Origin of the sequence: Varibaculum massiliense, from assembly GCF_900106855.1 — a bacterium.
GTDB classification, from domain to species: domain Bacteria; phylum Actinomycetota; class Actinomycetes; order Actinomycetales; family Actinomycetaceae; genus Varibaculum; species Varibaculum massiliense.
Genome location: NZ_FNWI01000004.1, coordinates 840,636 through 866,165, shown reverse-complemented (window position 1 = coordinate 866,165; position 25,530 = coordinate 840,636). Strand labels below are relative to the sequence as shown.

The window sequence follows — 25,530 nt, the reverse complement described above, 5'->3', positions numbered from 1 at the left end:
TACCGAAAACCGCTAAGAGCGGTAAGAATCTCCGGCTGGTTTTCCCTTAACGGTGATCTACCAGCCGGCTAAGCATATCGCCTAGCCACTGTACGATGACTACAATCAACAGGATGTCGATAACCACGATTAGCATCACGTCACCCATAAACTGGTTGTAACCATAGTTTATGGCAAGAGCGCCCAGGCCTCCGGTACCTAAAGTGCCGGCCATTGCGCCGTAACCAATCAGCGAAATCAAAGTAACGGTAACTGACTGGATTAGGGCGGGTAGTGCCTCGCGCACCTGCACCCCCATCATGATCTGCCAGTTAGAGGCACCGGCCATTTTCGCGGCCTCTAGTTTGCCACTTTCTACCCCTTGCACATTGGATTCTACCAGGCGGGCAAAGAACGGCGCGGCCGCCAGGGTTAACGGCACTACCGCCGCTTTCCACCCCAAAGTGGTGCCTACCAGTAGGCGAGTAAAAGGAAGAATCGAAATCATCAAAATGACGAAGGGTAGGGAACGCCCCACATTCACGATAAATCCCAGCACCGCATAGAGGACCCGCGCGACTTTAGAACCTGAAAGTAGCCCCGCGGGAGCGGTAGCCACCAACAGCAGACCGATAGGCAATCCCAGCAGGATTGAGAATAATCCCGACCAAATCGACATATAGATGGTTTCTAAAGTGGCCTCCAGCAGATTATTAGTAATCACCGGATTGGAAAACCATCTGCTGGAAGCATCCGCAGACATGGGCATCATGGTCACAACCTGTGAGGTAGTAGCGATAATACTCATGAGCGCACCTCCGTATAGATGTGATGATTTTCCAGTTCCCGAAGAAAGCCGTCCAGTTCCGCGGTTTTAACACCTAGAGCCAGGCGACCAACCTGCGTAGTTCCCACGGTTTCAAAAGTTCCGGCCACAATATCGCCGCCCAGGCTGGCTACCAAATCCATAACTTTCGACCCGGTGGGCACGCCCGGCGAGGAGGTGAAAGCAATATCCACTACCGAGGCGGGCTCGCCGTCTAAAGTTACTTCATTGTCAACATTGGGGGGCGGAACCAAGTCTTTTGCCAGCCGCGAGGAAGGATCCTTAACCACGTCCTCCACCGAACCGGTCTGCACAATCTTTCCGCCCTCCAGCAAGGTAACGTGGGTGCAAATCTCGCGGACTACGCTCATCTCGTGGGTAATAATCACCACGGTTACACCCAGACGGTCATGCACATCCTTAATTAAATGCAGAATCTGTTGAGTGGATTCAGTATCCAAAGCGCTGGTGGGCTCATCGCACAGTAACACTTGCGGCTCATCGGCCAGCGCCCGGGCGACCCCTACTCGCTGCTGTTGCCCCCCGGAAAGCTGAGAAGGATAAGAGGAACCCCGGTCATGCAGTCCCACCAAATCCAGGAGTCTTTGCACCCGCTCGTGGCGATCTCCGCGTTTTTGCCCTGCCAAATACAGGGGGTAGGCAATATTCCCGGCGGCAGTACGCGAATCCAGCAGATTAGCTGCCTGGAATACCATCCCGATAGAGCGGCGTGCCTCGCGCAAATGCTTTTCAGAAAGGGTGGAAAGATTTTGTCCTGCCACCAGGATTTCCCCGGAAGTTGGATGCTCCAAGGCAGTTAGGCAACGAATCAGCGTAGATTTTCCGGCGCCCGATTGCCCCACGATACCGTGGATTTCTCCGGCACCAATTTTTAGGGAGATGCCGTCGAGGGCGTGCAGTTTGTCCTGCTTTTTGCGGGGATAAATTTTATAGACGTCCCGCAGCTCAATCAGCGGATTTTCCGCTTTAGCGTTGCTCATAAGTTCCTTCCCATCGGTCCTGGCATTAGCACCGTCTTATCGGTTGCTGCAGCGCGCGAGCCAGGTCTCTGCACTGCTCTTGATGGCTATGTTCAGATTAAAGCCCCGAAAAGCAAAACGTCAATTTTTGAGACGGCTTGTAGTTGCTCTCACGTTTTCGTTAGCATGAGGGTATGGAAGAAACAGCGATCAAATCGATTCAGTGGTGGTGGCTCGCCTAGGCGGGTCCTTTCTTTCAGGCATTTGTAGAACCCGCCAAGTGGCGGGTATTTTTTTGTCTCCCGCCAGCGGAAACTGTATTAATAGAAGTGATATTTCATTGAGGAGCAAAAGATGACTGATAACCCAAGAATCCAGCCTTTAGGATTTCCAATCGATAGCCACATCCCTTCTCGCTGGTACAACCTGGCTGCGGATTTCCCGGAGCCGATGCCTCCCTACCTGAATCCGCAGACCCGGGAGCCAATCACCGCGAAAGACTTGGAACCGCTATTTGCTCCCGGTCTCATCGAACTAGAGATGAGTAAGGAACGCTATATCGAGATTCCCCAGCGGGTCCGGGAACTCTATACCAATTTCCGTCCCGCACCGCTTTATCGTGCCCACAACCTTGAGCAAAAATTAGGTACTAAATGTCGTATCTACTACAAATATGAAGGTAATTCACCGGCCGGTTCCCATAAGCCCAACTCGGCGTTAGCGCAGGCTTATTACAACGCGGTGGCCGGGATTAAACGGCTCACCACCGAGACTGGGGCTGGGCAGTGGGGTGCCTCCCTGGCGATGGCCTGCGCCATGCTGGGAATGGAATGTGAAGTTTGGCAGGTACGTTCCTCCTATGATCAAAAACCCTATCGGCGCATGCAGATGGAGACTTACGGCGCAAAATGTTGGAGTTCGCCCTCCGATCGCACCGAGGCAGGCCGCCGGATCCAAGCCGAAAACCCCGATACCTCCGGTTCTCTAGGGATGGCAATTTCGGAGGCAGTGGAATCTGCAGTTTCGGATCCGCAGGCGCACTACGCTTTGGGCTCGGTAATGAATCAGGTGATTATCCACCAGACGGTAATCGGGCTGGAATCGCAAGCCCAACTGGCGAAAGCCGGCGAATCCGGCGCGGACTTCATTTTCGGGTGTGCCGGAGGCGGCTCTAACCTGGGCGGTCTGGCTACTCCCTTCATCGGCGAGAATCTGCGCGAAGGCAAGAATGCGCGGGTAGTGGCCTGTGAACCGGCTGCCTGCCCCTCGCTGACGCAAGGCGAATACCGCTACGACTTCGGGGATATGTCGGGGCTGACGCCGCTAATGAAGATGTACACCCTGGGGCACGAGTTCGTTCCGGATCCGATTCATGCTGGTGGTCTGCGTTATCACGGGATGGCGCCGATGGTTTCGCACGCCTACCACCTGGGATTGATGGAAGCGCGCGCCTATCCGCAAGAAGAAACCTTTGCGGCCGGCCTCGAGTTCGCTCGCGCCGAGGGGATTATTCCCGCCCCCGAATCTACTCACGCGGTAGCCGGCGCGCTGGACTTCATTCGCTCCGGGGAGGCTCGTGACGGCCAGGTACTCTTGATCGGACTGTCTGGTAACGGGGTACTAGATTTGGCGGCCTACCACCAGGTGCTAGAGAAGTAACTGAACTTTCGGTAGAGGCGGCGAGGTTTTCCTCGCCGCCTCTAGCATTTTGGGGCTAATGCATGGGTTAACCCAGCTTGGTTCCTGGCTCCTTTATTTGCGCCAGGTGCGGTTTTCTTTATCGGCGGCGCTGGCGGCGTTCTGTAGGGCGCGGAAATCTAGCTAACCGCGCACAACAGTGGCAATGGTTTGCAAAATAATCCGGAAATCACCCAGCAAAGACCGTGAACGTACATAATCGGCATACATTTTGGTCTTCTTAGGAATCAATACCTGGGTGTAGTAGCGTTCCGGGTCAGTGGCACTGGCTAACTCATCGGCCTCATTACGATAAACAATCGACGCCGGGTCAGTGATTCCGGGACGCACCGAAAGAATCAGTGTTTTCCTGTCCTGCGGCCACTGCTCCACATATTCGGGTACCTCCGGACGCGGTCCCACCAGTGACATCGATCCTTGAGCTACATCAATGAGTTGCGCTAACTCGTCAATCTTGGTTTTCCGCAGAACCCGGCCCACCCTGGTTACTCGCGGATCACCGCTGGCAGAGATATTTTTCTTCGGTTTTTCATTGCGCATAGTGCGAAATTTGTGGATATGGAAGGGAACCCCGAAACGCCCGATCCTTTCTTGTCGGAAAAATACCGGACCGGCCGAATCAAGTTTGATAGCCAGCGCGGTCACCGCAAATACGGGACTGAGCACTATCAATGCCGCCGCCGCAATAGCGCGGTCAATAACCTCTTTAGTGTCCACAGATTTTTCCCTTGCGTCTGCCGGAAACATTATTTAGTCATCCTAGACAAAATTTCTTTAGCGGTTTCCTGCACGTATTCTACCTGAGCATCGTCTAACACCGTGTTTAGAGGTAGCGTGACCTCGTGACAGTACGCCTCGTAAGCATTCGGGAAATCGTAAATCTTGAACCCCAGGTCACGATAGGCGGTCAGCATCGGCAGTGGTTTGTAGTGTACATTGCACGAGATTCCCCGGTTAAACATTTCTTCAATGAACTGGTTACGCTCCGCAAGCCCCAAGGTGTCCAGGGAAAGTAAATAGAGGTGACCGGAACTATTCCAGCTGCGTCCTTGGGCATCGGTACCACTATGAGCCAGCGCCGTCACCGGCAGATCAGCCAGTGCCTGGGAGTAGGAATCAATAATCTGGTGGCGGCGCGCTATCATCTGCGGATAGCGCTGCAACTGGGAATACCCCAAAGCCGCCAGGGTGTCGGGCATATTCTCTTTATAGCCAGGGAAAAGGACATCGTATTCCCAACCGGAGCTATTGGTTTTTTCTAGCGCCGATTTTGACTGCCCATGCAAAGTGTTGAGTTTGACGAAGTGTTCTACCTGATCGGACAGCGGATTTTCTGTGCGCCAGGTCAGGGCGCCGCCCTCGGCAGTAGTTAGATTCTTGACTGCATGGAAAGAAAAAGCGGTGAAATCGCCGGCTTGCCCCGAATGCATCCCATATCCGGTAGCTCCCAGAGAATGTGCGCCGTCAATAATCAGGGCGATGCGTCCTAAGGTTTCTTGGAGGGCATTGCTCGGGTGGAAAAGTGGCTGGGCATCCTCAATCGCTTCATAAATCGGTGCAGTATCAACCATCCGTCCCGCTAAATCTACGAGGATAATCGCTTTCGTGTTCTTGGTGATAGCCGCCCGAATGCGCTTAGCAGAAGGAAAGTAGTCGCCTGGTTCCACATCTACCATCACGATTTTTGCCCCTACGTGAGCAACCACAGAGGCCGAGGCGGTATAGGTGTAGGCGGGAACGATTACCTCATCACCGGGGCCAATCCCCAAAAACCGCAGGGCATTCTTAAGACCAGCAGTTGCCGAATTAAGCAGCATGGTTCCGGCGGTTCCTGAAAACTCCGTCAGTGCTTTGCGGAACTTTTCCCCCACCGGACCGGAGGTGATCCAACCTGAGCGCAGTACCTCTACTACTGCCTCAATATCTTGTTCCCGAATGTCAGGAGGAGAAAATGGTACTTTCATTTTTTAGCCTTTCGGTCAGCAAGCAATCCTGCTGCCATTATCTCACTAATATGTTTCTTCCTTTACCCGCGGCATTGTCTTTAGGTAGTTACTGAGTAAACGCTAGAATGGCTTTAGGTTTTATGAAAAGGCAGAAAAGAGGATACGTGTTTATTCCTACGTGGCTGCGACGCTGTATTTTACTGGCGACGGATATTCTCAGTTGGGTTTTGGCGGTAGTTATTATTGCTTGGCTCAGGTTTGATTTCACCTTGAGCGCGCTTGATGAGCAAGCGATTCTGGTTTTCGCGGTGGTAGCGGTGGTGGTGCAAGCAGCTGCCGGTTTAGCATCGAAACACTACATGAACCGCTACTGGATTGCCTCGTTCGAAGAGGTAGTCAGCTTAGGGGTCATCGTGGTAGCGGCAGCGCTGGTTGGTGCATTATTTACCCTGGTGTATCCCGGTCGTTTCGTCAGTATTGTGGTGGCGGTAGCCAGCCCGGCCTTGGGGCTATTAATTATGAGCAGCGCGCGAGTTTTTTGGCGGCTTTTCAAAAAGGCACGCAGGAACGGGGTTGAGGATCCGGAGCCGGTGATTATTATCGGTGCGGGGATTGCTGGGGAACAGCTGATCAATCAAATGCAGGTAGATTCCCAGTCTCCTTATATTCCGGTGGCCTTGATAGATGATGCCTCTGCGAAACGGAATTTGCGGCTGCGCGGGGTTCCGGTTCGTGGCAAACGCCAGGATTTAGCGGAAATCGCGAAAAAACTAGGGGTAACTACCGCGATTTTCTCTATAAATGCCGAGCACCCCGATCCAGCAGATTCCAGTGTGAAGTTGCGGGATGTAAAAAGTGAGTACTCGCAGCTGGCGAAAGATGCCGGGTTGAAACTGCTAGTAGCTCCGCAAGTAGGGGAGATGCTAGATGGGAAAGTTGATTTAAGCAATATTCGCCAGATGAACGTGACCGACCTGTTGGGGCGGCGGGAAATCAAGACTAACCTAAAGCAAATTGCCGGCTATGTGACAGGTAAGCGAGTGCTGGTAACTGGTGCGGGGGGCTCCATTGGTTCCGAGATTTGCCGTCAGGTGAAAGCCTTGAACCCGGCAGAATTGGTGCTACTAGACCGGGATGAATCCGAGTTACACGCTATGCAGCTGGATCTTTATGGCTCTGGGATGCTGGATACCCCCGATTTCGCCCTCTGCGACATTCGGGATAGGGAGGCGCTGCGCGCGATTTTTGAAACCCACCATCCGGAAGTCATTTTCCATACCGCCGCACTCAAACATTTACCGATGCTGGAGCAATACCCGGACGAGGGTTGGAAAACCAATGTTTTGGGATCGAAGAACGTGGTAGAGCTGGCAGTGGAGTACGGGGTTACTAACCTGGTAAATATCTCTACTGATAAAGCTGCTGAACCCACTACAGTGTTGGGGCGTTCTAAACGCATGGCAGAGCGGATAGTGGCACACTATTCTCAGCAGGTGGCTGACAAGGGCTGGCGCTACGTTAGCGTACGTTTCGGCAATGTTTTGGGTTCGCGCGGCTCGGTACTTTGGACTTTTACCTCCCAGATTGAGAAGGGGGGACCGATCACCATTACGCATCCGGATGTGGAACGTTTCTTTATGACCATTCCGGAAGCATGCGCCCTAGTGATTCAAGCGGGAGCGATTGGCCGACCCGGTGAGGTGCTGGTACTAGATATGGGCGAGCCGGTGAAAATCATTGACGTGGCGAGGCGCATGATTGAAATGAGCGGGAAGGATATTGAAATCAAGATTACCGGGATGCGTCCCGGGGAAAAGCTATCCGAAGTGTTGCATTTTGAGGCCGAAAAGGATGAGCGGCCCTTCCATCCGCTAATTTCGCATACCACTGTCCCTGAAATCTCTCCGGAAGCCTTAATGACAGAGCACGATTTCGTGACCGCAAAAGATCAGGTGCTTTACTAATAGTTGCGGCTAGAAGAAGATTATTTTAGGTAAATTTATTTTCTCGTTTTAGTGGAGAGTCGTACGGGCTGGAATCGGTAATCGAAATTAATAGAAATGACTGAGGAGAATGGCAAGATGGGAAATTTGGGGGTAGCTAAGACGCGTCCGGTGAGTGCCGATGAACTGCGTAAGATGCAACAAAAGTCTTGGGAGATTTACCAATATTTTGCGGATTTTTGTAATCAACATGGGCTGCGTTTTTATGGTTGCGGAGGCTGCGTGATTGGCGTGGCTCGCGATGGGAAATTTATTCCCTGGGATGACGATGTAGATGTTTATATGCCCCGTCCTGATTACGAGCGTCTTGCAAGTCTCTGGAATCGAGAGGCAGATACGGAGCGTTTTAGCTATGTTCGTACCGGCGCTAATACTCATACCGGGGATGTAATGGCAAAAATATGTGACAACTTCACCACCCTGGTTACTCCCTATCAAATTGATAAAAAAATTCCCCAGGGATTGACCATCGATATTTTTCCCCTAGATGGTGCGCCGCAGCCAAAGAGTTTAGCTTGGTGGTGGCAGATGCTGATGGGACTCATTTTCAATCTTTACAACGTGGCTGAGGTGCCGAAAAACCACGGCAAAGTAGTGGCACTAATAGCTAAGGTAGCCTTAGCGCTAGTGCCTCATCCCCGCTGGCGATATAAGCTTTGGCGGACTTGCGAGAAGCAAATGAGCAAGTGGGATTATGACAGCCACGAATGGTCTGCAACGATTTGTGACGGCCCGAAGGAAATGTTTACCCCGTTCCAGCGGAAATGGTTTGGTCGGGGAATCGATATGCCATTGGAAGTTGCGGAAACACAACAGCAGTACCGAGTGCCCGATGACTATGATACTTATTTGCGTGCCGAGTACGGTGACGGATACCTGACCCCGCCTCCTGCCGACGAGCAGCAACCCAAGCATGCAGTTTATTTCATGGATTTGGATACCCCCTGTCATAAATATATGACCAACGGGCGTTTTGATCCTCGAAAAGCAGGAATGAGCTACTAAAAGAAACGATTTCAATGCAGCATGACAGCAGTGAGCCGCTAGTTTCTGTGGTTGTTCCGGTTTATAACGTAGAAAAATACCTGCGTACCTGTCTTGATTCCGTGTTAGCACAAAGCTACAAAAACCTGCAGGTAGTAGTGGTAAATGACGGTTCTGTTGATTCCTCTCTGGCAATAGCAGAAAGTTACACTGATCCGCGACTGGAAGTGGTGAGCAAACCTAATGGCGGACTTTCTAGCGCGCGAAATTTTGGTTTAGCCCGGGCTCGTGGGGATTATCTTTGCTTCGTCGATTCCGATGATTCCTTGCATCCAGATTTTGTGCGGCAACTGATGGAAGGGATTTCAAAGCTGCAAGCTGATTTAGCGATTTGTGGTCTGGCTAGATTTTCTGATGATAGTGAACTATCCATTATGAATCAGCCTGGTAAAGAAGCAAGATGGTGCCTATTTTCCCAAAAGGAAGCGATAACGCAGCTGTATGGGGGCGCGGTTTTGCAACAGCTTACGGTGGCAGTATCTAAACTGTATCCGCGGCGAATCTATAAAAATCTGCATTTTCCTGAAGGGCGTCTCCATGAAGACGTGGCGGTAGCACTTCCGGTGATGTTGCAATCCAAACGGGTTGCGCTCACTCGCGCACCGTTTTATCACTATCGCTGTAACGAGTCCTCAATAATGACTACTCCATCCTGGAAGCATATAGACGGGATAGATTTTTACGAAGAACACCATAAGTTGTTGAGTGACCTGCAGCTCCCGCAAGCGGAACTCGCGCTTCTGGCTGCGTTTAAAGCTGGCATCAATTGCCTGGTGGAGTACTCTGCTGATCCCAGTTACCGCCAAGATTCTCGCTACCGTTCTTTGCAAAAACGAGTACAGAAACTGGCCAGACGGGTACCTCTAAAAGGACTGCGGAAAATAGATGCTGCCACGCTAGTGACGGCACGCATAAATATCGCGGTAGCCACGGTTATTTATCGATTTGCCTTACGAATAAAGTAAGTAGCTGGGGTGTCAGGATCACAGCCCAGCTTTTGATTTCTTCCAGTATTTAGCTACTGCAACCACTCGGTAAATAAGAATAATCATTTCGGTGCAGAAGGTTAGAAGCACCACCGAGTAGATATTCAGGAAACCGAGGACGAAGGTTATGCAGAGTGCAAAGACGTGAAAAATAGAAGCCACGATTACCGATTGGTTAACTGCTTTTGCACCTCCCAGGGGACTGAGGGTAGGGAACCCTAGAAGGTAGACCGGTAAAGTAATAAACAGGATAAGCATCATCAGACGTAATACTTTTCCAGCATCACGGAACTGAGCCCCAAAAAACCAAGAACACATAGGCTCGGCGATAATCGCAACCACTATGCAGCCCAACGCCACCACCGGCATTAACGAGAGCAGTATTTTCTTTAGGAGTTTGAAGTCGCGGTTGCGCACCATATAGGGGTAGAGGCTGTCGGATACTGGTCCCATAGTTTGTTTCATTACCCCCAGCAGTTTGTCGGCGGCGGTGTAGACACCGATGGGGATGCTGGCTACCGGATAGACGAAGCCAAGTAGGAAGATATTGGTAGCGGTATAGATGGTGCTAGCAACTCGGGATAAGAAAAACCAAGTAGACTCTTTTAGAATTTGCCAGGCAAAACCGAGACCGGGCCAGCGCATTTTGTAGCCGAGCTTAAAATACATGTGCCCATATACGTATCCGGCTGCGAGGAGGTTACCTCCCAGATTTAAGGCGGGAACCATCCAGTAGTCTTCGGGTTTATGCATAAAAACAAAAATCCCGATGGTGAAGAGAGCGCGTAAGGAAACCGAGGCGATGGTGATGGTTTGCATTTCTTCGATACCACGGTAGAAGAAATCAAGCATAAAGCTGGCAGAGGAAACCGAGAGGAAACATAGCAGGTAGAACCAAGGATCTGAACTCATCTTCTGCCAGAAAAACGCCATGGGGGCGAGAACTGCCAGGCTGAGGAGAGTAAGAAGTAGTTTATCTAGGGTTACCGCTCCTACCACTTTTTCGACATAGGTTTTATTATCGCGATTTCCCGCGATAGAGGCAGTGGCAGAAAGTAAGAACCCGAATTCGATAAATACGCTGAAGTATGCCATCACCGCCATTGCCCACCCGATTTTTCCGTAGAGCTCGGCGCCCAGCACTCGGGTTTGATAGGGAACAGTGATGAAAGAAAAGAAATATCCGGAGAACACTAAGACATAAAGAAAAATCGTATTCTTAAGCAGCCGCTTCTTATTGGTTTTCCCGGTTTCACTAGTAGTGGCAGCTGAATCGATAGTTTGAGGTTCGGAGCTCGAACTAGCAGGAACATCGCTGGGAACAGTGTTGTCGCTGGAAACAGGCTTAGCACTGCCGGGAGTGCCTTTATTTTCTATCTCCACGCTTCTCCTTAGAATTTGCTGTTTCAGACTTAATGTCTACAAGTAAAGCATGGTAAAACAATATTTAGTAACGGACAAACCGCGCGAGCGGCATAGTTATTGTTACCCGAAACTGAGATAGCAACTAGGTTTCTTAGGGGAGCCTGCTTCTTCGTTTCTGACCTCTTACCTAAAAGTGCTCCAGATGGGGAGGGAGTCAGTGTCCCCGACCTAAAATTTTTCGCATCACGGTTTCCGCGTAGGAAAGCATTAGCAGCCCCAGATAGGAGTGGCGCTGAGCTAAAGCGGCATATAAGCGGTAACGGATTCCGCCTTTCTGTAGGTAAGGATTCTTTACCCAGTTAGGATAGTCTGCGACAAAGCGTAAGAATAGTTTTCGCGCCTGACTGCGGGTTACTTTTAAGGGATAAAATTTCATCGCGCAGGAAATGATTACTTCGACAATGTAGACATATTCGATTTCTTGAGGATGCCTACCCGTAGTAAGTTTACGGATCTGTTCAAAGGCTTGAAAAGATGCTTCCAGGGAAGAGTTAGAGTCATCAGTTATCAAAGAACCTGCGTGAATCTGGTAGCAGTATAGACTCTCTGGTAAGTAAGCAACTTTATCTGCCCAGGCCAGTGCAGTTTTGGTAAGCACCGTATCTTCGTGCCGAACGCCGGTTCCGAATCCCAGACCGTGCTTACGCAGAAAATCGCGGCGATAGACTTTCCCGCAAGTCCCTCCCCGGGCAAATGCCAGTGCGTAATCGGTGCTTACGTAATCAAGTTGTGCCGGGGATTCAGGGAGAACGGTATAAGAATGTTCTTTTCCCCCATCGATGATACTGAAGTCGAAAAGCAATACATCACAAGGTGTTTCAGTTACGGCATCCGTAAGTTTTTCGAAGGTACCGGGCATAAACTCATCATCAGAATCCAGAAATACCAGATAGTCGCCGCTAGCTGCAGAAATGCCGGTATTCCTAGCTCCGCCGGGGCCTACATTTTCAGTTAATGTAATTAGCTGCCAATCGTTGCGCTTGGCTGCCTTGTCTAACAAGCAATGTTCTTCCGGTGAAGATGCATCATCGACAATAATTACCTCAACTTCTGTATGTTCTTCTTCCCGGGGCTTTTGCTGCTCAAATAATGTTTTTTCTAGGCGTGGTAAGAACTTTGCCGAGTTATAAAAAGGAACGATTACGCTTAACCTCATATTGTCAGTATCTCATAGGAAATACTCTCTGCTTTGAAGCGAAAACCTTTCTCTGCGGTAAACTCTAGTTGTCTTTAATAAGTAAAGTGGAAGCTTATTTACCGGAGTGAGAATGTGAACGAATCATTAGCGAATAATGGAGTCGCGGTGCAGTCAAAGCCGAGGATGAGTGAAGCTTTCCGTAGCGTCCTTCTGAACCCTGTGTATTGTGTAAGTTCCTACCTGGTTTATTTGCTGCTGCGACAAATAGCGGTTTTAGGGGATTTTTTAGGTCCCCTACAGTATCCACTTGTGCTCTGGGCATATGTCTTGATTGGTTATTATCTATTAAAGGATCGAACCTTTTTTCAAGCCCCTTGGATAAAAGTACTGGTGCTGCTGTTGCCGGCTGCGCTAATCACTTTAGCCGTCAACTATGCGGTAAACCCGGTAACTCAAATAAAATCCGGGATTCTGCTTGCAGTTTCAGTGTTATTAGTTTATCCGCTGGGAGCCCATATAGCCCGCAGTTCCAAACCGCATAGGGAGCTTGCCAAGGTATTGCTGCCCGCACAAATAATTACCGGATTACAGGCACTCACTTCGGTCACGATGGTTGCCGTAGGCTTCACTTTTATGGATAAATTGGCGGGTGCTAGTCGTCATCTCGGGGCGCAATCTTTTACCTATGAGGCCGGGAACAGGGTATTCATTGTTTTCGGTATGAACGTGGACTCTAATCATGCTGCATTATTTGGGCTAGTCAGTATGTTTGTTACTACCTGGGCGTTGATTTATCGGGAAAAAATCTTCTTTACTACGCGGGGTAAAAAAAGATACCGGATTTTGTACTGGATAAATTTAGTTCTGCTGGTTATTGCCACTGCTGGTTGTAATTCTCGGGGTGCTCGCTTATCCCTATTAATCACCCTGGCAGTGATTGGCCTTTGCCTATTCGTGTTTTATTATCGGCGCAGCGAGTATCTACAAAAGAAATCCAAAGCTCTGCTGGTGGTGTGGGTAATCCTTGTCGGAGGCTTGGGCTACACTGGGGTAAATGCCACCATAGACACCCTGATAGAGGGAGAAATTGCCTATTATGCGCAAGTTTTTAAACTAATTCATCCTGACGGATCAAAGAAAACCAGTTCTGATTGGAAGATGGTAGATGACATTAGTATGCTTCGCGTAAATAAAGGTGATTCCACTAAATCAGCGCGTGTTTATATCTGGGAAGAAACATTTGACCTTTGGAAGGGGCACCGGGTAGTAGGTATTGGCCCCTATAACACTGTGGAATACGCGAAAGCGGAACATTTACCGAGTGAGCAAAAAATGTTAGAGCGGGGCTACTACGTGCATAACTCCTATCTGGATGTTTTAATCAGCTACGGGGCTCTCGGATTTGGAATCTACGTGGTATTTTTCTTAGGCTGCCTGGTTAGCTATGGAAAAGCCTTAAAGCAGCGTCACCCCGATTGGTCCGATTTCTTCTTGGGAATGACCTGGCTGACTATTATGAGTGGGGTCACGTTTCTGACTGATTCGTTCTTGGGATTGGATTACTTATTTGGGATTCTGCTGATTATCATGAGTTATCTAATAGTGCGCCCAAGTTCAGAACCGATGCGAATTCCAGTAATCACGTTGCGGGAAGCGAAACTGCTTTCTGAGCGCTAATACCGCAGAGCAGGGGGGGTAGCGTGAAATGATGGCTTCGTGTGCTCGCGTCTCTTGTCTAGTAAGTAACCAGGTGCCGGCGAAGCTAGAATTCTTCCTAGCTATCGTCCCCAGGGCTTAGGTGACCCGCCTGAGCATGGGAGTCGCGTTACTTGACGCGCTCATATGTCAGTTAGAAATTGTTTATAATCCCTGTTTTCGAACATTGACTCTACAAGGGTAGTTGGAAAAGCTACTCGAGTGTCGAGGTAAGTAGCTTTCCTTTAGTGCGATTTAAAAACTCTACATAGTTAAAATCGTCAAGCCACCGGGATAAGGACAGTTTCCTTTTGGTGGTAAAAAGTTTTCCCGGTTGATAACCTGGCAAGTCATATACCGGAAGATGTACAACTTCAGTGCCTTTACCGGTTACCGAATGCTTACTGGTAACTATAACTTTATGGGAATAGGGAGCGGCGCGAAAAAGTTCCGGAATAGGGCTGCTTTCTGCAATGGGCTGAGAACACTCAAAAATCATGCATATGTTTTCTAAGTTTATTCGCCTTGAACGCTCCTCCCATTTTTTCTTCGCAATTTCAAAGCTGGGGTAATGCTGAAAGTAAAGCTTTATCGCGGGTAAATCCGCAGATTTTGGAGTTAATAACCCCAGGGGATAACTGATTCCCTCCTCAAAAATCTCACGTAGTTCTGCTCCCTGTTGTGGGGAATACTCAAGGATATTAGCCGCATAGGTGAAGAAATCTTCAGTCGAAAACCAAAGGTTCACGGTAGGGGAAAGAAAACGTAAACCACAGTCATGATAGATGACTCCCGCAATACAGTTATTGGAAATAATGCTTACTTCCCGATTTACAAGCTGCCGGTTTTTATATAAATGCCAGCGCAGTTGCAGTTTACTCTTCAAACTGTGCAGGGAATCAAGATTCACCCTCGCCCTCCTCGGAATGTCTCTTTTAGCCCCTCTAATATTCCCTTCCAGGTGCCGATGCCGTAGGCAATATGGAGGGCGGGGAAAATCAAGGGTAAGCTGGCAGCTTTACTGGTGGGCGGGTTAACTTTCGGAAGAGATGCCGCACTTAAAACCAGGTCGGCGGGTCCATAGCTGGCGGCTAGCAGCCGCAGCGGTAGCTTAATTCCCCGTAGTCGCAGCGCGATTCCCGCGGCAATTGCAAATACAAAAGCCCCCGGCACCAGGTGATATACCTCGATACATCCGGGTTGTATAAAAAGCGTCCTCCCGATCCAGTAGCCGTTATTGTACTTTTGCCTAATCATGGCAAGCAGTGAAGGACGAATTATTTGCTCAGAATAGATCCGGGAATCAAACCGAATCTTATATCCGGCCTTTCGAATCCGGTAGGAGTAGTCGTTGTCTTCCGTACGGGTAAGTTTCTCGTTAAAAGGCCCCACTGCATCTATCACTGATCTGCGGTATCCCGGATGGAACACTGATTTTACGTACTGAGGTGCGTTTGAGTCAGATTTTGAGTTACCTCGATATTTCGCAATCGAGGCCCCGAACATAGATTCTTCGACGGTATGCAATACCTGTTGCCAGGCCGTGGCATTCTTGGGAGTGATAGTAGGGCGTGGACCACCAGCTACTGCCTCTCCTTCTGCGAGAACCGCTACGATTTGACTCAAAAAATTATTTGGGATGCGGGCGTGAGCGTCTAGGCGAACCATTATCTCCCCGCTAGCGGCGTTAAGAAATACGTTCCATCCTCTGGGTGCGGTCTTACCCGGGTTGGGGAGGATTGTCGCCGATTCAAAGTCGGTTGCCCGCGTGGCAAAGTCCTTCATAATCCGGGGGGTGGCATCTTCAGATCCGCTATCTACCAGCACCACTTGGATGAGGTGGTGTGGGTAGTCTTGAGCCTTGATGCAAGAGAGCATATCGGGAAGATAATCTTCTTCATTTAACGCAACAATGCCCACAGATATAAGGGGGTTACTGAGAGACTCAAAAGTTTTCATGCTACTTCCGGGGTAGGACGTGGATAGGGTCAGTACTGTATATAGTATCCTCGCTTAGTGCATCGTTTCCGCGAAGGGAGCGAATTTTCCCAAGTGTAGCTGGGGTCGGGGACTATCCAATTTTCGCCGTAGTAAAGTTTCATAAAATCCTCGGCGTTTGCCGGTATGGGAACCATAACTCCCGCCAGGTCTATCTCACGTTTGCCGGTGATGTGGGGGGCCATACTCAAGCTCACAGAAAATTCGTGCTCCTGACTATAGGAACTATCGGGGAAACGATTAAATAAATAGCACCCGTACCCCTCTGGTTTCTCTTCGAGAACAAAAATGTCAAAATTGACTCCATTGCGTTCCCAGCTGCATTCTGCAGTCTTTCCCTCCACTTGGTAGTCGTGGTGGTGGCGATAGCCGGCTGCAGAAAGTGCGTTCTTAACTTCTTCAATCCCGGCTTCAGGCTTAGGGCATAGATAAAAGTCCATATCTAGATCATGGGATATGAACTGATGATTGCGGAGGGCGCCTAGGCAGGTCCCGTATGCTAAGTACCATTCGGCATCGAGTTTACGCATCACATCTTGGAAGTCGGCCAATACTTTAGCGCCATCGCTTGTAAGGGCAGCATTGGCTAAACGTTCTTCACGCTGATGCTTGACATCGTATAGGCGTTGGTAGAGGTCGCGGGTTAACCAGGAGGTGCGAAGCCAGCGTTTTACGCTTGCAATCATGTCGCATAGCCTTTCGTAGTGCTACGGCTGTAAAAAGAGCCGAGAAGTTCCTGCTAGTTACTATTGCCTAGTATAACTTTCCGGATCCACGTGCCAGGTTCCACCCTCATCTACGCAGACAAACGAGTAGTTCTTGTTCCCGGAAGTAACCAGTACCGACACTCCGCGTCCATCGCTAGTGTAACCGCTATTGCGAAATTGTAATTTTGAAAGATTCTTTGCGGGGTCGGGAACCGCTGATTCTTGATAGGTGCTTTCGCATTCTTGCCCCAGGGATTCTAAGCGATTAACCGTTGAAGTGGTGATAGTTTTGCAAAGCGTTGCGGTGTCCTGGGAAGCAAAGGCTTTCAGGTAGAGCATTACCGCTCCCTGCGGAGTTTTTTGGTCAGCGTTAACTTTGGAACTAGGCAGAGTCTTGGCAGTAGACTTTGCGGAGGCTTTTGGCTGCTCAGATTTTGCATCCGGGGTAGCTGGAGCACTAGTGTTGGCGTGCCCGCGGCTGGCGCTGGTGCTGGTGTCGACGCTATTACTAGGAGCTTCCCGTGGCTGGACGGGGGAGCAGGCGCTTAAGGTAACGGCTGCGATTGCAATTAAAAATAACCACTTCTTCACTGCGGCTTCCTCTATCTAAAAATTGGCTAAGGGTTGTCGGCAAGTTGCCGTTGCCGATGGCATAATTTTATTTGTAGGAAAGGGGTATCCCGTATTCCTGCAGCTTTGCAGCAGTTTCCTGATCAAACGCCCCGGTAGGGTTGATTTGCAGTAAATTTTGAACTTTGATCATTCCAGCTTTGCTGCCTACTCCGTAACCTCCATCGGGGGTGTAGGGAGTCTGCGCGGGGAAGTAATATTTGAGTATCTTTTGCAGCGCCATTACCCGAGAATTCCATTGCCACTGCCCCAAGGGAGTGTTCAGAGTTTGATTAAGTTCCTCGGGTGGGGCAGAAATGGTGAGTGGCACTCCCAAGCTTCGCAACTGGTCAGCCGTGGCTTTATCTACAAAACCGGTTTCCGGCAATCCGAAATGCTTCTGCACCGCCTTTACTCCGGCTTCGGTCTTGGCTCCGAATCCGCCATCCGGCCAGCAGGGGAAACTCTCCGGGAAATACTTACGCAGACCCTGTTGCAAAGTGGTCACCGCCGAGTTCCACACCCCGTGGTTTAGGGCGGTAGTTGATTTAGCGGAGTTAAACATCCCCGCCTCGATTCCATTCTTTCGGAAAAGTTCCGTAGTTTTGGGACCTACGCCTCCGTCTGGGTAGATTCCGTTAGCGCGTTGAACTGCTTTAACTGCCGCTTCGGTCTTGGCTCCGAATCCGCCATCCGGTTGGAATTGAGCATATTGCGGGAATTTCTTGACCAGTGCCCGCTGTACTTGCAGGACATCATCATTCCAGGCGCCCCTCCAAAGGGTGCTTCGCAGATAAATCGGTTTGGGGTCTGCTACCGCCACCAGGGAAATAGGAATCCCGGCCTGGCGAAGCTGCTGCGCGGTAGCCTCATCAATGGTTCCGCTTTCGGAAAGCCCCTTGGATTTTTGGAATGCTTTTACGAAAGCGGCACTCTTAGAACCATAAAGCCAATCTATACCTGCTGAATACCACTGCGGGAATAATGCTTTCGCGCCTATTTGCAGCGTGGTTACGGTATCGCTACGCGCTCCCCATCCCAAGGTGCCGTAATAGCTGTGGGGGGTGAACACATATACCGGGAAACCTTTACGCAGCAGGGTATAGGAAGTCTCTTGGTTAACCACCCCGCTGGGATAGAGACCGTTCTCACTTTGGAACTGTTTCACTATCTCGGTGGTCTTAGCCCCGTATCCGCCGTCCGGGGTAAAGAGTGGGTAACTGGGTACCGCTAAAAGCATGGCTGCTTGCAGTTTCTTTACAGTGTCGTTCCACATGCCGCTCTTGAGATCGGTATTGGAAATTACGGGCGAAAGGGCTTTTATTTGCGCCTGGGTAACTGTGCGTTTTGAGGCTGCGCGGGGACTGCCAAACCATGATTTGTACAGGTAATAAAAATTGCGGTTTCCATAAGAACTGCAGGAGTTCCCGGTTCCTAGTCCCGCTTGCAAGGCAGCCGCGTTCGGCTGGTAGGGGGTGTAGTTGTAAAGGCCGGCGGTGGCGGCGTTACGCATATAGACCTTACTTCCCCCGCAAGCAGAGCTGGGGTTGTATCCTACCCATGAGGTTTTCCCGGATCTAAAGTTATAGTAGTTGGGGTATTTCTTATAGATATTGAACTGTTTTGCAGCGTGATAAAGCTGGTTACCTACTCCAAAATACTGTGCGTCACAGGGTGCAGTGTCGGGGCAGCCATATCCCAAGGCAGTTCTAAACGCATTCGCACCAGTACGAGAGTTGTACCAGGCCGGTGAAGTTACCAGACCGTTTTCTTTTTCCAAAGTTACCAGCAGAACTTTGGCGGAGATTTTACAAGCGCTCGACACTCGATAAATCATTTCCGCTGCCGATAGGTTGCTGCCTCCGGTAACTGCTGAGGGGCAAGACCCGGCAGAAAAAGAAGCAAGATTACCGCGATAATTTTTTAAGCACCTCGAGCCATTGCAATACTTTCCCTTGTTATTTAGGAAGGTTTGAATCTGGGAGACGCTCATGTTTCCCTGCGTATAGAAGTTGGCATCCGAGATAATATATCCGGCCTGCCAATCGGTGATTGGAGCTGCCTCCGCCCTTTGAGGTGCAGTTATGGCTGTTAGGCCATTAAAGGTAATACAGGTGGCAATGAGAGCCAAGATTGCCAGTGCGCGCTTGCCAAATCTGTTGCTGCAGGTAAACATGCTCTTATTGTTACAGATGTTAAAGTTGTTGTCTAACTGTGTTAGAGACAAGCCGGATGAGTGCCCGGGAAAAAGAGCACCCATTCGGTAGGATTGGGGAATCAGAAACCGAGTAAAAGCTATTGATGGATAGAAAGCTGGTTCTATGCAGGCACTTATTTTGGCGGCAGGAATGGGCTCCCGCCTGAAAGATCTTACTGCAAATAACACCAAGTGCATGGTGAAAGTCAATGGGGTAACCATGATTGAGCGGATGCTACATCAGCTTGATGCTAAGGCACTTTCGAAAATAGTTATTGTGACTGGGTACGAAGGGCAAAAGCTCATTGACTATATCTCAACTTTAGATATTTCTACCCCAATAGAGTTCGTCGATAACCCGATTTACGACCAGACCAATAACATCTACTCTTTGTGGCTAGCCAAAGATAAACTGCTGGAAGAGGACACTCTGCTGCTAGAGTCGGATCTGATTTTCGAGGATCGGGTGCTAGACGATCTTCTTGAGGACCCCCGGAAAACTTTAGCGCTGGTTGATAAATACGAGTCCTGGATGGATGGAACAGTCGTCAAACTAGATGAGGATGACAATATTTCTGCCTTCGTGCCCGGCAAGAAATTTGTTTACCGAGACATAGATTCTTACTACAAAACTGTCAATATTTATAAGTTCTCTAAAGAGTTCTCTACCACGCATTATGTTCCCTTCCTAGATGCCTATACTCAGGCTCTGGGGTGCAATGAATACTATGAGCAGGTCTTGCGGGTTATTACTCTGCTGGATGATCCGGGGATAAAAGCCAAACGCCTAGATGGGCAAAAGTGGTACGAGATTGATGATGTGCAGGATCTTGATATCGCGTCCTCGATATTCCATCCAGATACCGCCCAGCGCAAGAAACTATTTGAATCCCGCTACGGCGGATATTGGCGTTACCCCAAGATGCTGGACTACTGCTATCTGGTCAATCCCTATTTCCCTCCGCAACGGATGAAGGACGAGATCCGGGCGAACTTTGATTCCTTGCTGGCCGACTACCCTTCCGGGATGGGGGTCAACTCTTTACTGGCGGCCAAGAATTTTGGTTTACGGCCTGAACAAGTAGTGGTTGGAAACGGGGCAGCAGAGCTAATTAAATCTCTAATGGCGCAGCTGCCGATGCCCTACGGAGTAGTTAGACCCACCTTCGAGGAATACCCCAATCGCTGCCCGGAAAAGCCGGTCATTTACCAGGCAGACAATCCGGATTTTTCTTACACCGCAGATGACTTAATAGAGTTTTTTGGACGTAGTGAACAAGGTAAAACCGACAACGGAGAGCGGGTAAAAGCCCTGATTGTTATTAACCCTGACAATCCTTCGGGTAACTTCATCCCCCAGGCAGATGCGCTCCGCCTGGCAGATTGGGCAGAAGAAAACGGGATAACTCTAGTTCTTGACGAAAGTTTCATTGACTTTGCTGAAGGTCAAGACAATTCACTGCTGAGCCAAGAAATCCTGGATTCCCATCCGCACCTGTTCATTATGAAATCCATTTCCAAGAGTTACGGGGTTGCCGGCTTGCGTCTAGGGATTTTAGCGAGTTCGGATACGGCCGCTATCGCAGGCTTTAAGAAAGACGTGTCGATCTGGAACATAAACTCTTTTGCCGAGTTCTATCTGCAAATAGAGGAAAAATACCAGAAAGATTATGCGGTGGCTTTAGAGAAAATAAAAGCGGTTAGGGCGAAGTTCGTAGAAGATCTGAACCAGCTCAGCTATCTGCGGGTAATCCCTTCGCAAGCCAACTTTGTGACTGCGGAGGTGCTGGCGCCCCACAGTTCAAAGGAACTTACTATTGTCTGTCTGGAAAACGATCTGATTATAAAAGACCTCTCTGAAAAAGAGGGTTTTGATGGGAAACAGTACATTCGGCTAGCGGTTCGTTCCACCCAGGACAATGCCCGCTTGCTGGAAGTATTACGCTCAATCGACCAGTAAAAATCGCCGATAGTAACTCACGAAACAGTAGGAAAAGAGCAGGGAAAATGAAGTTAATTGGGCATAAAGAGATTGAGGGACTACATCTAGATCCCGCCGTTATGTGGGATTGGGTTGATGATGCTTTACGGCATAAATCTGAGATGCTTATGCCCGCCAAAATAAGTATTAACCCCGGAGAAGATCGTTTCTGGAACACTATGCCAATAGTGATGCCCACTTTTGGAATTGGGGGAGTTAAGCTAGTCAATCGCTATCCTGATCGCAGCCCAGCGTTAGACGCAAAAATTCTGCTCTACTCGACTGAAACTGGCAAACCACTCGCCTTAATCGACGGTAATTACATAACTACTATGCGTACCGGGGCAGTAGCTGTTCACAGTGCCGACATACTTGCAATTCCGGGATATCAATCAGTTGTCATGGTGGGGTTAGGAAACACCGCCCGCGCAGCGATGCTAGTTTTAGCTCACCGACACCCAGACCGGGAGTTTGACGTTAGGTTAGTCAAATACAAAAATCAACACGAACTTTTTTCCGAACGCTTTAGTAGTTATCCAAATTTACATTTTTCCTATTATGATTCCCTAGAAGAGGCAGTAGCCGGCGCAAAAGTAGTATTTTCAGCGGTTACTGTTTTTCATGAGGATGTAGTACCCCCGGAGGTATTCGAGCCTGGTACTACCCTGATTCCTATTCACACTCGAGGGTTTACTCAGGCGGATCTAGTTTTTGACCGCATATATGGTGACGAGTTGAGCCAAATAGAGCATTTTAAATATTTCAAGCGGTTCCCAAACTTCGCCGAGGTAGCAGAAGTTTTAACCAAGAAAAAACCGGGCAGAACCAGCGCGGAGGAAAGGATCTTGGTTTACAACATTGGAATCGTCGCTCACGACCTTTATTTTGCGAATAAAATCTTGGAGCTAATGCCGGATGCTCCCCAGGTAAGCCTGAGTGAACCAGAAGGAAAGTTCTGGGTGTGATATTGCGCGGTGAAGCTCCCCAAGAAGGCATTTTTCTTACAATTTGTTAATCTCATGTGTTAGGCTTCGCAGGCAAAGCCCCAAGTAAAAGGACGAGTTCTATGTCTAAAGTTGTTCGCAGATACTTCCGGCTGATAGTGCTGCTGCTGGCTGCTGTGCTAGTGGTGCCTCTTTCATCCCAGGCTGCTTATGCATCTGAAAGTGTAGGTACTGTCAATACTGGTATTAATAAGCAAGTCATTAGGGCGGAAGATTCCTCTCCGACTAGTGGCGATGCCCAAAAGTCCGATGATGTGGTTAATAGCGAAGCAAAGCCGGAAAGCTCCCAGCCGAGTGACAACGCTGAAAATCAGGAGCAAAATGAAACCGATTCTGAGCCTTCGACCATGGAGCGCTCGTCTGTCGCTGCCAACGGACCGACCATTTTTGTGTCTCGGGTGCTCTGGTCCGGTGAATGGAGCAACGATGTTAGAACCATGCAACTGGGATTGGCGCACTACTATCCCGAATGTGTTAATTTCACTCCCGACAGCGGGTTTGGTGCGAAAACTCAGGCAGCTGTGAAGTGCGTGCAGCGCAAATTGGGGGTCTATCCCGATGGTGGGTTTGGATTTACGACGACTTTAAAAATGCGTCAGGCGGGGGTACCAGCTGCGATAGTCGGTAAAATAAACATTAACTTTAATCTGGTGCAGGGACAGACTAACAGCGTGTATGTTCGCAACCTGCAAACTTGGATGATGGTGAAGTATCCAGATGAATGTACCATCGTATGACCAGATACTACTTTTGGTGCCGGAACTGCAAGATGCGTACGTAATATTCGGCAAAAACTGGGTCTGTCCGCTAGTGAAGTCGCTGATAGAGTCTTTGCCGATGCCGTCCGTGAGGATTCCGCAGCAGAGATTGTTATCAAAGATGCGCCAGAGCCGAGTCCTAACCATTGGACCAGTGCTACCATGTGGTCTGGTTCTCGCGTAAACAGTGTACGCGTGTTACAGCAAGGACTAAATAAATATTTTCCGCAATATGCTGGGTTTTGGGTTGATGGCATCTTTGGGGGGAGAACAGCTTCTGCGGTGAAAGCTTTCCAGAGGGATCATGGAATCTATCCAGACGGAGGCGTAGGGATGACAACCGCGAAAGCCCTGCGAGCAGCGGGAATACCGGTCTGGGTAATTCCAGCTACCAGGTTCATAAGCGTTATGGGCTATGGTTCCAGCGGTTACAAAGTTGAAGCGGTACAAACAGCGCTTACCTACCTGAATCCGTCGTACTGCACGTTTACCCCGGATGGGTCATTCGGGTGGGGAACCCAAGAATGTGTCAAGAACTTCCAGAGAGCCAATGGTATTTACCCTGATGGGAAAGTTGGATACTCGACGACGAGGGCATTAAGAGCCAAGGGAATGTACTTTGACTACGTTGGCTCAGGTGATGCTCAATTGGACGCCACCCTAGAGTCCATAGTTGCGCGCTATGGCTCCCTGTCCAGCGCCTATTCCTATGTGGTAAACAACTACCGCTATATTGGCGCACACGGAAAGTCACATCCTGGCGGTGGTAACTGGGATATTCAATATGCCAAGAGTTTCTTCGCCAACGGTGGGGGTAACTGTTACAGCTTTGCCGCCGGTTACAAGTGGATAGCCCGGGCATTGGGGTATTCGTCAGCGCGGATTCGCCTCGGATACGTGGCGAACGCGCGGGCTCCCCACGGCTGGAATGAAATCGATATCTCGGGCACGACCTATATTTTCGATACCGACGAGGACATGGCCTACAAGCGCTCCAAAGGTGGCTGGGCGTTCTATTACAAGACTTACTGGAATGCTCCAATCTACTACTGGGACGCCAATAAGAGAGCCCTTAACTAGTGGTTTTTAGCACCGTTCTTTTCATATCTTTCTTCTTACCGACGGTTTTTATCCTCACGCTGATAATTCCGTCGGTAAGGGGAAAGAATGCAGTGCTGATACTAGCCAGCCTCCTATTCTATTCCTACGGGGAACCCATCTATGTATTGCTAATGCTGGTTTCCTGTCTGGCGAACTGGGCTTTGGCATTAGCGCTGGACACCAGGAAAAAAGAGGAGGCAGCGCCGGCGGGGCGCAAAGCCATCTTGACGCTGGCGCTGGTCCTCAACCTAGGAGTGCTAGGGTTCTTCAAATATGCAGGGATGTTCGTAGGAACTATCGACTCCTTGCTGGGTCTCGACCTAAAGATTGGGGCAGTGGCTCTACCAATCGGGATATCTTTTTATACCTTCCAGGCGCTCTCCTACGTAATCGATGTGTATCGCGGAAAAATCTCCGCCGCCCGGGATCCCTTCGTAGTGATGCTCTATATCTCGTTCTTTCCGCAACTCATTGCGGGACCAATCGTGCGTTACCGGCACATCGAAGAACAGATTGCGCAGCGTTCAGTCACTCTGAACGGAGTGGCTTGTGGGATGCGCAGATTCGTAGTCGGGCTCAGTAAAAAGGTGATAATCGCTGACTCCTTGGCTGTAGTAGTCGATGGAATCTATGGGAACCAATCCGGGGAAGTAGATTTTTACGCAGCCTGGTTAGCAGCTATCTGCTACGCCCTCCAGATTTACTTTGATTTTTCCGGCTACTCCGATATGGCTATCGGAATGGCGGCAATGTTCGGTTTCCGATTCCAAGAAAACTTCACCTACCCCTATATCTCTCGCACAATGCAAGAGTTTTGGCGGCGCTGGCACATTTCCCTATCCACTTGGTTCCTGGAATACCTCTATATTCCTTTAGGTGGCAACCGCAAAGGCGGAGCGCGAACAGTTATCAACAAGTTCACGGTGTTCCTGCTCTGCGGTCTGTGGCACGGTGCCGCCTGGACCTTCGTGGCCTGGGGGCTAATCCACGGGATATTTTTAATGCTCGAAGAAATAGTTCCGCTAAAGAAACTTCCACACTGGGCAGGTCACCTCTACACCATGTTCGTGGTGGTGGCATCGTTCGTAGTCTTCAGAGCAGATAGCTTTACCCAAGCTCTGCAAATGTACGCGAATATGTTTGGTTTCAACACCAAATCCACCGTGGGAGCCGGATCTCTGGCGCTCTCTTACCTAGACCCTTGGACCATAACTATTTTCTTTACTGCCCTAATAGCTATGCTTCCTGTTACTCAAGTCCTGGCTACGCAAGCGAGACTCTGGAAGAAAATGGGGGTCACTAACCCCTCCTCGAGCTTTACTCCGGCGACTGTAGATACCCGGGTGTGGAACCTGGGTCTAACCCTGGTGCTGCTAGCAGCCAACCTGCTGATCTTGTCAGCCGGCGGCTACCATCCCTTTATTTATTTCAGGTTCTAGGAGGTGCAGGAAGTAA

At 49.7% G+C, this 25,530-nt stretch carries 21 protein-coding genes; 10 read left to right on the top strand and 11 right to left on the bottom strand.

Annotated elements, in window-relative coordinates; genetic code table 11:
• Positions 1 to 46: 46 nt before the first annotated feature.
• Positions 47 to 787, bottom strand: coding sequence for a methionine ABC transporter permease (locus BQ5456_RS03870; protein ID WP_071128840.1), 741 nt, complete (start codon positions 785 to 787; stop codon positions 47 to 49).
• A complete protein-coding gene (locus BQ5456_RS03865) occupies positions 784 to 1,806 on the bottom strand; it encodes a methionine ABC transporter ATP-binding protein (protein WP_083378344.1) in 1,023 nt (340 codons plus the stop codon). The genes BQ5456_RS03870 and BQ5456_RS03865 overlap by 4 nt, the downstream gene beginning before the upstream one ends.
• A 333-nt stretch (positions 1,807 to 2,139) precedes the next feature.
• On the opposite strand from BQ5456_RS03865, the gene BQ5456_RS03860 reads away from it, so the two are divergent.
• Entirely contained in the window at positions 2,140 to 3,444 is a 1,305-nt protein-coding gene (locus BQ5456_RS03860; RefSeq protein WP_071128839.1) for a TrpB-like pyridoxal phosphate-dependent enzyme, read from the top strand.
• A gap of 162 nt (positions 3,445 to 3,606) precedes the next feature.
• On the opposite strand, the gene BQ5456_RS03855 is transcribed toward BQ5456_RS03860, so the two are convergent.
• Positions 3,607 to 4,200, bottom strand: coding sequence for a sugar transferase (locus tag BQ5456_RS03855; protein ID WP_235858528.1), 594 nt, complete (start codon positions 4,198 to 4,200; stop codon positions 3,607 to 3,609).
• A 29-nt stretch (positions 4,201 to 4,229) separates the two neighbouring features.
• Positions 4,230 to 5,447, bottom strand: a complete 1,218-nt coding sequence (locus tag BQ5456_RS03850; RefSeq protein WP_071128838.1) for a DegT/DnrJ/EryC1/StrS family aminotransferase — start codon at positions 5,445 to 5,447, stop codon at positions 4,230 to 4,232.
• Positions 5,448 to 5,569: 122 nt separating this feature from the next.
• Here BQ5456_RS03850 and BQ5456_RS03845 point away from each other — a divergent pair, with 122 nt between their 5' ends.
• From BQ5456_RS03845 to BQ5456_RS03835, 3 genes are all read left to right on the top strand, one after another.
• Positions 5,570 to 7,393 carry a polysaccharide biosynthesis protein gene (locus BQ5456_RS03845; protein ID WP_159428751.1) on the top strand — a complete coding sequence of 608 codons (1,824 nt, stop codon included), beginning with the start codon at positions 5,570 to 5,572 and terminating at the stop codon, positions 7,391 to 7,393.
• Positions 7,394 to 7,489: 96 nt separating this feature from the next.
• Positions 7,490 to 8,437: a LicD family protein gene (locus BQ5456_RS03840; protein ID WP_083378341.1), complete on the top strand. Its 948-nt coding sequence runs from the start codon at positions 7,490 to 7,492 to the stop codon at positions 8,435 to 8,437.
• Between the two features lie 14 nt (positions 8,438 to 8,451).
• Complete coding sequence (locus BQ5456_RS03835) at positions 8,452 to 9,441, top strand: glycosyltransferase (RefSeq protein ID WP_071128835.1); 990 nt, start codon at positions 8,452 to 8,454, stop codon at positions 9,439 to 9,441.
• A gap of 18 nt (positions 9,442 to 9,459) precedes the next feature.
• Here the strand turns inward: BQ5456_RS03835 and BQ5456_RS03830 are convergent, their stop codons facing one another.
• Both BQ5456_RS03830 and BQ5456_RS03825 read right to left on the bottom strand, forming a co-directional pair.
• A complete protein-coding gene (locus BQ5456_RS03830; RefSeq protein WP_071128834.1) occupies positions 9,460 to 10,845 on the bottom strand; it encodes an oligosaccharide flippase family protein in 1,386 nt (461 codons plus the stop codon).
• A 196-nt stretch (positions 10,846 to 11,041) separates the two neighbouring features.
• Complete coding sequence (locus BQ5456_RS03825; protein WP_071128833.1) at positions 11,042 to 12,043, bottom strand: glycosyltransferase family 2 protein; 1,002 nt, start codon at positions 12,041 to 12,043, stop codon at positions 11,042 to 11,044.
• Positions 12,044 to 12,334: 291 nt separating this feature from the next.
• Here BQ5456_RS03825 and BQ5456_RS03820 point away from each other — a divergent pair, with 291 nt between their 5' ends.
• Positions 12,335 to 13,702, top strand: coding sequence for an O-antigen ligase family protein (locus tag BQ5456_RS03820; RefSeq protein ID WP_205407849.1), 1,368 nt, complete (start codon positions 12,335 to 12,337; stop codon positions 13,700 to 13,702).
• Positions 13,703 to 13,934: 232 nt separating this feature from the next.
• Here the strand turns inward: BQ5456_RS03820 and BQ5456_RS03815 are convergent, their stop codons facing one another.
• The 5 genes from BQ5456_RS03815 to BQ5456_RS03795 all read right to left on the bottom strand — a co-directional run bounded on the left by BQ5456_RS03815 (position 13,935) and on the right by BQ5456_RS03795 (position 19,210).
• Positions 13,935 to 14,630, bottom strand: coding sequence for a DUF1919 domain-containing protein (locus tag BQ5456_RS03815; RefSeq protein ID WP_071128831.1), 696 nt, complete (start codon positions 14,628 to 14,630; stop codon positions 13,935 to 13,937).
• Complete coding sequence (locus tag BQ5456_RS03810; protein ID WP_071128830.1) at positions 14,627 to 15,679, bottom strand: glycosyltransferase family 2 protein; 1,053 nt, start codon at positions 15,677 to 15,679, stop codon at positions 14,627 to 14,629. The genes BQ5456_RS03815 and BQ5456_RS03810 overlap by 4 nt, the downstream gene beginning before the upstream one ends.
• Before the next feature lie 29 nt (positions 15,680 to 15,708).
• On the bottom strand, positions 15,709 to 16,404 hold the full coding sequence (locus BQ5456_RS03805; RefSeq protein ID WP_071128829.1) for a LicD family protein: 696 nt from the start codon (positions 16,402 to 16,404) through the stop codon (positions 15,709 to 15,711).
• 60 nt (positions 16,405 to 16,464) lie between these two features.
• Complete coding sequence (locus BQ5456_RS03800; protein ID WP_071128828.1) at positions 16,465 to 17,016, bottom strand: hypothetical protein; 552 nt, start codon at positions 17,014 to 17,016, stop codon at positions 16,465 to 16,467.
• Positions 17,017 to 17,083: 67 nt separating this feature from the next.
• Positions 17,084 to 19,210: a peptidoglycan-binding domain-containing protein gene (locus BQ5456_RS03795; RefSeq protein ID WP_071128827.1), complete on the bottom strand. Its 2,127-nt coding sequence runs from the start codon at positions 19,208 to 19,210 to the stop codon at positions 17,084 to 17,086.
• 145 nt (positions 19,211 to 19,355) lie between these two features.
• Here BQ5456_RS03795 and BQ5456_RS03790 point away from each other — a divergent pair, with 145 nt between their 5' ends.
• From BQ5456_RS03790 to BQ5456_RS03770, 5 genes are all read left to right on the top strand, one after another.
• Positions 19,356 to 21,191, top strand: a complete 1,836-nt coding sequence (locus tag BQ5456_RS03790) for an aminotransferase class I/II-fold pyridoxal phosphate-dependent enzyme (protein ID WP_071128826.1) — start codon at positions 19,356 to 19,358, stop codon at positions 21,189 to 21,191.
• 47 nt (positions 21,192 to 21,238) lie between these two features.
• Positions 21,239 to 22,177, top strand: a complete 939-nt coding sequence (locus tag BQ5456_RS03785; RefSeq protein ID WP_071128825.1) for an ornithine cyclodeaminase — start codon at positions 21,239 to 21,241, stop codon at positions 22,175 to 22,177.
• A 101-nt stretch (positions 22,178 to 22,278) separates the two neighbouring features.
• Positions 22,279 to 22,953: a peptidoglycan-binding domain-containing protein gene (locus BQ5456_RS03780; RefSeq protein ID WP_071128824.1), complete on the top strand. Its 675-nt coding sequence runs from the start codon at positions 22,279 to 22,281 to the stop codon at positions 22,951 to 22,953.
• Between the two features lie 216 nt (positions 22,954 to 23,169).
• Complete coding sequence (locus BQ5456_RS03775) at positions 23,170 to 24,054, top strand: peptidoglycan-binding domain-containing protein (protein WP_159428750.1); 885 nt, start codon at positions 23,170 to 23,172, stop codon at positions 24,052 to 24,054.
• 92 nt (positions 24,055 to 24,146) lie between these two features.
• Positions 24,147 to 25,514 carry an MBOAT family O-acyltransferase gene (locus BQ5456_RS03770; RefSeq protein WP_205407848.1) on the top strand — a complete coding sequence of 456 codons (1,368 nt, stop codon included), beginning with the start codon at positions 24,147 to 24,149 and terminating at the stop codon, positions 25,512 to 25,514.
• The last annotated feature ends 16 nt before the right edge of the window (positions 25,515 to 25,530 follow it).

Bases quoted from the DNA above. Each gene is read 5' to 3' on its own strand.
- BQ5456_RS03865 (WP_083378344.1), bottom strand. From the start codon at position 1,806: ATGAGCAACGCTAAAGCGGAAAATCCGCTGATTGAGCTGCGGGACGTC.
- BQ5456_RS03835 (WP_071128835.1), top strand. From the start codon at position 8,452: ATGCAGCATGACAGCAGTGAGCCGCTAGTTTCTGTGGTTGTTCCGGTT.
- BQ5456_RS03810 (WP_071128830.1), bottom strand. From the start codon at position 15,679: ATGAAAACTTTTGAGTCTCTCAGTAACCCCCTTATATCTGTGGGCATT.
- BQ5456_RS03870 (WP_071128840.1), bottom strand. From the start codon at position 787: ATGAGTATTATCGCTACTACCTCACAGGTTGTGACCATGATGCCCATG.
- BQ5456_RS03795 (WP_071128827.1), bottom strand. From the start codon at position 19,210: ATGTTTACCTGCAGCAACAGATTTGGCAAGCGCGCACTGGCAATCTTG.
- BQ5456_RS03785 (WP_071128825.1), top strand. From the start codon at position 21,239: ATGAAGTTAATTGGGCATAAAGAGATTGAGGGACTACATCTAGATCCC.
- BQ5456_RS03840 (WP_083378341.1), top strand. From the start codon at position 7,490: ATGACTGAGGAGAATGGCAAGATGGGAAATTTGGGGGTAGCTAAGACG.
- BQ5456_RS03825 (WP_071128833.1), bottom strand. From the start codon at position 12,043: ATGAGGTTAAGCGTAATCGTTCCTTTTTATAACTCGGCAAAGTTCTTA.
- BQ5456_RS03850 (WP_071128838.1), bottom strand. From the start codon at position 5,447: ATGAAAGTACCATTTTCTCCTCCTGACATTCGGGAACAAGATATTGAG.
- BQ5456_RS03780 (WP_071128824.1), top strand. From the start codon at position 22,279: ATGTCTAAAGTTGTTCGCAGATACTTCCGGCTGATAGTGCTGCTGCTG.
- BQ5456_RS03805 (WP_071128829.1), bottom strand. From the start codon at position 16,404: ATGATTGCAAGCGTAAAACGCTGGCTTCGCACCTCCTGGTTAACCCGC.
- BQ5456_RS03860 (WP_071128839.1), top strand. From the start codon at position 2,140: ATGACTGATAACCCAAGAATCCAGCCTTTAGGATTTCCAATCGATAGC.
- BQ5456_RS03790 (WP_071128826.1), top strand. From the start codon at position 19,356: ATGCAGGCACTTATTTTGGCGGCAGGAATGGGCTCCCGCCTGAAAGAT.
- BQ5456_RS03845 (WP_159428751.1), top strand. From the start codon at position 5,570: ATGAAAAGGCAGAAAAGAGGATACGTGTTTATTCCTACGTGGCTGCGA.